Here is a 6,482-nt window from a genome sequence, read left to right as displayed (position 1 = left end):
TGTGGCATGAAAAGAGGGCTATCGCCTAGATGATAATCATCTAAAGCGACAGCCCCTTTTACTCTTCAATAAACTGTAGTTATGGCCCCTGTCCGGCCATTCAGATAAAAATATAGTACCTGTCCGAATCAGACTGTCGCTTTCCATAAACCATGGAGATTGCAATACTCATAAGCCGCTACAAGCTTTTCATTTACCAGAAACTCTGCCTCAGGCTTCATGCCCGGCTTAAGATAATGAATCTGGAATCCGGCTTCTGTTTCGATCAGGATCCATCCGATAAAATGCTCAGGAAGCATAGGATGTTCAACAGAACCGACCTGAACCTTGACCACTCCGTCCTGCTGTGTCACAACAGGAACATGCTTCTCCTGCGCCGCATCCGTAGTGTTGGCTACAAGCTCTTCACCTACAGATAAGCTCTTGTCGGAAATCACGATCTGATCATCAATTTTGTAAAATTTCACGATTTAATCCTCCTTTTTAGACTGCATCTTAGTGTACGTTCACAACTGCTAATATCAGCATATCCAAAGGAATCATAAAAAGCAAATAGAAAATTGTTTAATCAAATAAAACCGCACCGATAACTGTCTTTTCAAGTCCCTGAAGCTTTTCGAGCTGTTTTCTAAAGTCATTCTTCGTGGTGTTTCTGTCCACAGCAACGATTGCATACTTTCTGTCACTGATGGTGCGAATGGCCTCAGAATCCGTAAGGATATCTCCGGCAAACTTCAAAAGCTCAGAGCTTTCGGAGCTGTTAACGGAACTTACGATCTCCTTCATATCTTCCGTCTTGAGTCTTCCGACAAATGAAATCTCATTTATCTCCTTATCCTTAAAGGCCTCAACATACGCATCGATGTTTGCAGTAAGAACTCCGATAAAGTCAGCCTTATCCGGTGACGCATCGCCGTAAGACATCCTGTAAAGCATGTCCGCGCACTTACCGGTAGACTTCCCGGACTTATAATCTCCAAAGACGCGGATCCCAAACAGTCTTGTGATCTCAGAAGCATTGTTAACAGTATCTACGATTATGGCCTTAAGGCAAATGATAAACGCTGCAAGGAATGCTCCGGCTACGCCGCCTATGATTCCAAACTTCACAGCGGACTTAAGAACACTCTTAAGGCTTGAAGCAGTCCCCCCCTCCGTGGGCTCAGTAAGTCTGCTCTTCATAGTTAAAGCAGCATCTCTTTGAGTGATAAGGCTGTTCTGGAGATTTGCGAAATCAGTCTGCTTAGCCTTCACATAGCCTGCCTCAACAGGCTTTAGGTTCTTATCCTCGAAAACTATCTTTTCATGAGCTGAGCCGGAAACATTGTCAGCCTTTGTCTTTCCGAGGAGACTCAGTTCATGTGCATGAACCTTTTCACCAATCTGAGCGCTCTGATTCATCACTGCCTCATCAAGGGCTGCCATGATACCATCAACCAGTTCAGCAGAGTCACCATAAACCTCAACATTAATAGAATGAACTCCCTTTGTGACCTTGATGAGCTCCTTCAGGTTTCTAAGAGAGAGATCTTCTTTCAGCTGAGATTTAATATAAGATAAACACTCGTTGCTGTTGATATAAGTGATATAGGCATCAACAACATCGTCTGTATAATCATCATTCTGTATGCTCATCTCCGGCATGATCTGATAATCGGTCTTGACATAGTACATGCTACCTGCAGAGAAATAGTCATTTGAATCCAGATTCATGAGAACAGAGCTCTCTTTGTAAGCATTGTTCTCTTTTATCATGTCATCAAGAAGCTTTATCTGCTCATCATATGCAGCCTTTCCGGCATCATACTGATCTTGGCTTATTTCTTCGTCACTCTCAGTTGAAGCAGCCGATGCAGCTCTGAGAGAAGCAAGTCCCTTACCGCCCTTATAGCCTGCAAGAATAACTCCAAGCACAACAGCAGTAATTAGGATAGTCTTCCACTTTCTCAGACATAAGAGAAAAAGCTGGATAAGATCTATTTCCATTTCGTCATCATAAGTCATCGTAAAATCGCTCCTTATTTTTTATATCAATTTAGATTAGCATACAGGACACCATAAAATCTATAATTATTTCTCTTTTGTATTTAACCGCTCATTACATTTTCATGAAATCCAAAAAAATCGTGCCGGTCTCAACAGAAACCGACACCCGTATATTAAGATCTAATAAAAAATCAGCAGCTTATCCTCAGAAACTCCGCCTTACCATGTATCTTCAGAGGGACACTGTTCGCAGGCACAAATACGCAGTCTCCGCGGAAAATATTGATGTGAGTATCCTCACCGGAAATCACTCCGCATCCATCCACGCACAGCAAAACCTCAAAGGAATTCTCCCCTGTCTGGAAATCCGCCATTTCACGAACTCTTTCAGTGTTGACGAGAAGTCGCTCAACCTGAAAATACTTGCAGCGACTCAGAAGCTCATAGGCGCTTCCCGGACGATATCTCAGAACTCGCATGGGCTGTCTCGGTTCTGCGCTGCTATTCAGATTCATAACATCCAGCGCCTTATCAACATGCAGCTCACGGAGCTTTCCATCCTTACCGACACGATTATAATCGTACATACGATAAGTGAGATTACTGCTTTCCTGAATTTCAGCTATGAGGATTCCTCCGCCGATGGCATGGACCGTTCCTGATTGAATAAAGAACACATCACCCTTATGAACAGGAACATACTGCAAATGCTTCTCTATAGATCCGTCTGCGATACTCTTACGGACCTGCTCCCTGGTCATACGGTATCTGAAGCCGTAGACAAGCCTTGCACCGGGCTCGGCGTCCACCACATACCACATTTCCGTCTTACCCAGCTGACCATTTTCGTACTCTTTTGCATACTCATCGGAGGGATGCACCTGCACTGACAGATCATTCTTCGCATCGATGAACTTTACAAGAATTGGGATTCCTTCATCTATGATAGCTGCAGGATGTGAACCCAAAAATTCAGGATGAGCCTTTAGAACTTCTCCAAGTTCCCTGCCTTCATACTCTCCGCTTGCAACCACACTGGGACCATCAGGGTGTGTGGAGCACTCCCATGTCTCTGCAAGAGGCGACATGTCGATGTTCTTTGCGTAGTCATCGTTAAGCCGGTTACCGCCCCAGAGATAGTCCTTGGCCGCAGGCTTCAAGAGGAAAGGTCGGGTCTTATTCCCCGACTCACTGAAAAAATCCTCAGACTTCAGGTTAAAATCGCTACCTGTACCCTCAGATCTCCAGCTTGTACTTGTGCTTGTCATGGACACTGATTTCCTTTCCTATCTGCACCTCGATGAGCTGTAATTCCGAATCTGCAATTATAGTATGTCTGCAGCCTGCCTTCATGGTGATGACATCTCCGGCCTTAACGTTCTGCACCATTCCGTCTACCACTGTCCTTCCGATTCCCGAAATGACTGTCCAGACCTCATCTCTATGGTCATGGCTATGATAATTCATAGACTGTCCTTTATTTAAGGTAGCCTTAATGGTCCTCGATTCCTTTTCGACATCAAGCACCAGATATGTTCCCCAAGACTTCTCAGCAAACATTACAGGCTGCTGTATCTTCTCAACGTATGACTTTATTCCGGAGCTTGCCGTCTTATCGGACACAAGAATACCTTCAGGAGATGCAGAAATGATCACGTCCTTTAAGCCTAAAGCAAGTACAGGAACATCCAGATCGTTCACGATATGAACATTGTCACAGGAATCACTCATCTCTCCCTTGCCGACTATCTTTTCAGACATAGCCTCGGTGAGGGTATTCCAGGTTCCGAGATCCTGCCAGAGACCATCGAAACGAAGCACCTGGATGCTAGGCTCCTTCTCAACAACCGCGTAGTCAAAGGAGATCTTTGTGCAGTCTCCGTAATGCTCATAAAGATCATCATAATCCTTGAAGTCTATGAGCTCATGAGCTCTTTTCAGCACATAGCCGAGCTTATAGGCAAAGATGCCGCCGTTCCAAAGGGCTCCCTCTGCGATATATTTCTTTGCGGTCTCCTCATCAGGCTTTTCCTTAAAGCTTGAAACTCTGCTGACAGGGTCCTTACTCTCAGGGATGATGTATCCGTACTTTTCGCTCGGATAGGTAGGCTCCATACCGAGAAGTGTGAGATTGGCATCACCTTTCTCCGCAAGCTCTGCAAGCTTTTTCAGTGCCGCAAAATAGTCATCATCAACATAAGGATCCACAGGACAGACCACCACTGCCTCGTCTTCTCCCACATGAAGCACATCATGAAGGTATGCTGTTGCCAGTGCTATGGCCGGAAATGTATCTCGTCTGCATGGCTCTACGGAAACTCCCACATCCTCACCTAACTGATTGTGGATAGTGGAAACCTGAGCCTTTGATGTAGCCACAGTAACCTTTGCTTCTGCATCTATCTTTTTTATGGATCTGTACATCCTCTGAGCCATGGACTCATAGGAGCCGTCCGATTCCTTAAAGATCTTTATGAACTGCTTGGATCTGATGTCGTTTGACAGGGGCCAGAGTCTCTTTCCGGAACCACCGGATAATAAAACTATATTCATTATTTTAATCTCTCTATTCTTTCTTGTATTTAATACCACTCTAAGATACAGAATTATAAAACCGGAAAGAGCAAAAATCAATCGTACAACAGCCTGTTCATCGCTATACCTGTTTATCAGGATGATTTAGGGATAGCTTCTATCAGCGTTTCTCCATTCAGATCATAATCCTCCATACTCACGCTTTTTATCGCCGGATCATCATATGTGTTGTAATAATAGGTATTGGCGGCTGAAGAAAATCCACCTGTATAGATGGTTTTCTCATACATTCCATCGTGCATTTCAGCAGCACCATCTATCATCGCAACACCGGTAAGAGTATGAAACATTCTCGATACGTTCTCATCCTCCCCTGATTTTGTCGGATAGTGGGTATTTAAGTATGCAGCCCTGACAAATCTGGATGTGGAATAATAATCCCCCGGAAGACCGCGCATCATGGATCCTGAACCGAAGGGTGTCATCTTCGCATCCTTCCAGAAAACCTCCTTTGGCATATCACTATCAAGATTCATATAGTTACGGAGATTCTCGCGATGCCACTCAAAGCCAGGCTGATTAGCCAGTACGTCAACATCATTTTTGTGGACTTCCATGTGATTTTTTGTGTACTCCACTACGATGCTCCGTTTGGAATCGCCTATGATCCAATGCAGCATAGATACCGGATATTTCTCGTTTATAGGCTTTGCTACTATCGCAACGTTTTCAAGAGCCTTTTCAACTTCATCAACAGAAGCAAAATTCATGGTGATCCAAAGTGGAAACTCATATGCGGCAATGTTTGTCTTGCCTTCAACCGGCGCTGTCTCGTACTGTGCGTAACCCGGAAAATTAAGACCGGCGATCGCGAGCCCCGCTTCATTTCCACAGTCAAAATACAACGGAATCCCCTCCTGCACGATCCCCATTCCAATCAACGGATACCTGACATTCAGCTTTCCGCAAAATGCGGAATTCAATATGTAGTTTTTTGGAGTGATCACAACCTTCTGTCCATATCCCACTGACCAGTCAAGATTTCTGCCAAGGTACATATTTCCTCTGTCGTCACTAAATCTAACAGCTGTGCACATATTGTTTCCCCCTCATATACCATAAAACCTATTTAAAATTCACTTTCCTATACCGCTTTTAATTGCCCTTTTACTTTTCCTTTATTTTGCTCCTTGTATCAAAATCATTTAACTATCTTTTCGAAATCATCCTTCCCATGCTTGCATATCGGACAGATAAAATCATCGGGCAGTTCCTCGCCCACGTACTCATATCCGCATATCCTGCAGCGCCATATGGTCTCACCCTTTTCTGTGGTTCCAACAGCCTGTGGTTTTGGTTTAATGTTGTTCTGATAATACTCATATGTGCAAGAAGCTTCATCCGACAACACAGTCATGAAGGCAGGTTCACAGATAAACAGGGTGTGTGAGCCGAGGTCCACTTCACTTTCAACCTTCAGAGAAAAATACGCATTAGTTCCCTTTGTTATATATGGAATTCCATTTTCGGCTATAGCATAATTTTCCGAAGAAAAATCAGCAGCGAACTTATCAACATCCCGTCCGGACTGAAAACCAAAATGCTTAAAAATGTCGAATCCGGCCGATGTGCCAAGTACGGAGACATTGCACTGCTTCGTACGTTTGACCATATCATGTGTGAAGTTCGCCTTGTTTATAGCAAGGGAGATCCTGTTTGGCTCCGAAGCCACCTGAATCGCAGTGTTGATGATACAGCCGTTCTTCTTTTCACCATCCACCGCTGTGCAAACAAACAATCCATAAGACAACTTGTACATAGCTTTCTTATCCATCATAACCTCATCCTTTCTTAGTTTTATTCGGTTTTTAGTAAATACTTCCAAACCGCGCAATCATCTTACCTTAGTTTCTTCATCTAATATCATCATACTACTCATATGGCATTTCTCAATATAGCAG

The 6,482-nt window shown here is 44.0% G+C and carries 6 protein-coding genes; all 6 read right to left on the bottom strand.

Annotated features, from left to right (window positions below; genetic code table 11):
• Positions 1-128 precede the first annotated feature (128 nt).
• The 6 genes from BXO88_RS01435 to BXO88_RS01410 all read right to left on the bottom strand — a co-directional run bounded on the left by BXO88_RS01435 (position 129) and on the right by BXO88_RS01410 (position 6,355).
• On the bottom strand, positions 129-470 hold the full coding sequence (locus BXO88_RS01435) for a desulfoferrodoxin family protein (RefSeq protein WP_078035985.1): 342 nt from the start codon (positions 468-470) through the stop codon (positions 129-131).
• Positions 471-564: 94 nt separating this feature from the next.
• Positions 565-2,004, bottom strand: a complete 1,440-nt coding sequence (locus tag BXO88_RS01430; RefSeq protein ID WP_078035984.1) for a hypothetical protein — start codon at positions 2,002-2,004, stop codon at positions 565-567.
• Between the two features lie 173 nt (positions 2,005-2,177).
• Positions 2,178-3,254 carry a type I phosphomannose isomerase catalytic subunit gene (locus BXO88_RS01425; RefSeq protein ID WP_078035983.1) on the bottom strand — a complete coding sequence of 359 codons (1,077 nt, stop codon included), beginning with the start codon at positions 3,252-3,254 and terminating at the stop codon, positions 2,178-2,180.
• Positions 3,223-4,539 carry a sugar phosphate nucleotidyltransferase gene (locus tag BXO88_RS01420; RefSeq protein WP_078035982.1) on the bottom strand — a complete coding sequence of 439 codons (1,317 nt, stop codon included), beginning with the start codon at positions 4,537-4,539 and terminating at the stop codon, positions 3,223-3,225. The genes BXO88_RS01425 and BXO88_RS01420 overlap by 32 nt, the downstream gene beginning before the upstream one ends.
• A gap of 116 nt (positions 4,540-4,655) precedes the next feature.
• Entirely contained in the window at positions 4,656-5,618 is a 963-nt protein-coding gene (gene bsh, locus BXO88_RS01415; protein WP_078035981.1) for a choloylglycine hydrolase, read from the bottom strand.
• 104 nt (positions 5,619-5,722) lie between these two features.
• Positions 5,723-6,355, bottom strand: coding sequence for a flavin reductase (locus tag BXO88_RS01410; RefSeq protein WP_078035980.1), 633 nt, complete (start codon positions 6,353-6,355; stop codon positions 5,723-5,725).
• Between the last annotated feature and the right edge of the window lie 127 nt (positions 6,356-6,482).

The organism is Oribacterium sp. C9 (assembly GCF_002007235.1).
GTDB lineage: Bacteria > Bacillota > Clostridia > Lachnospirales > Lachnospiraceae > Oribacterium.
Note: the sequence above shows the minus strand (reverse complement) of the source record. Positions and strands in the feature narration are given on the sequence as shown.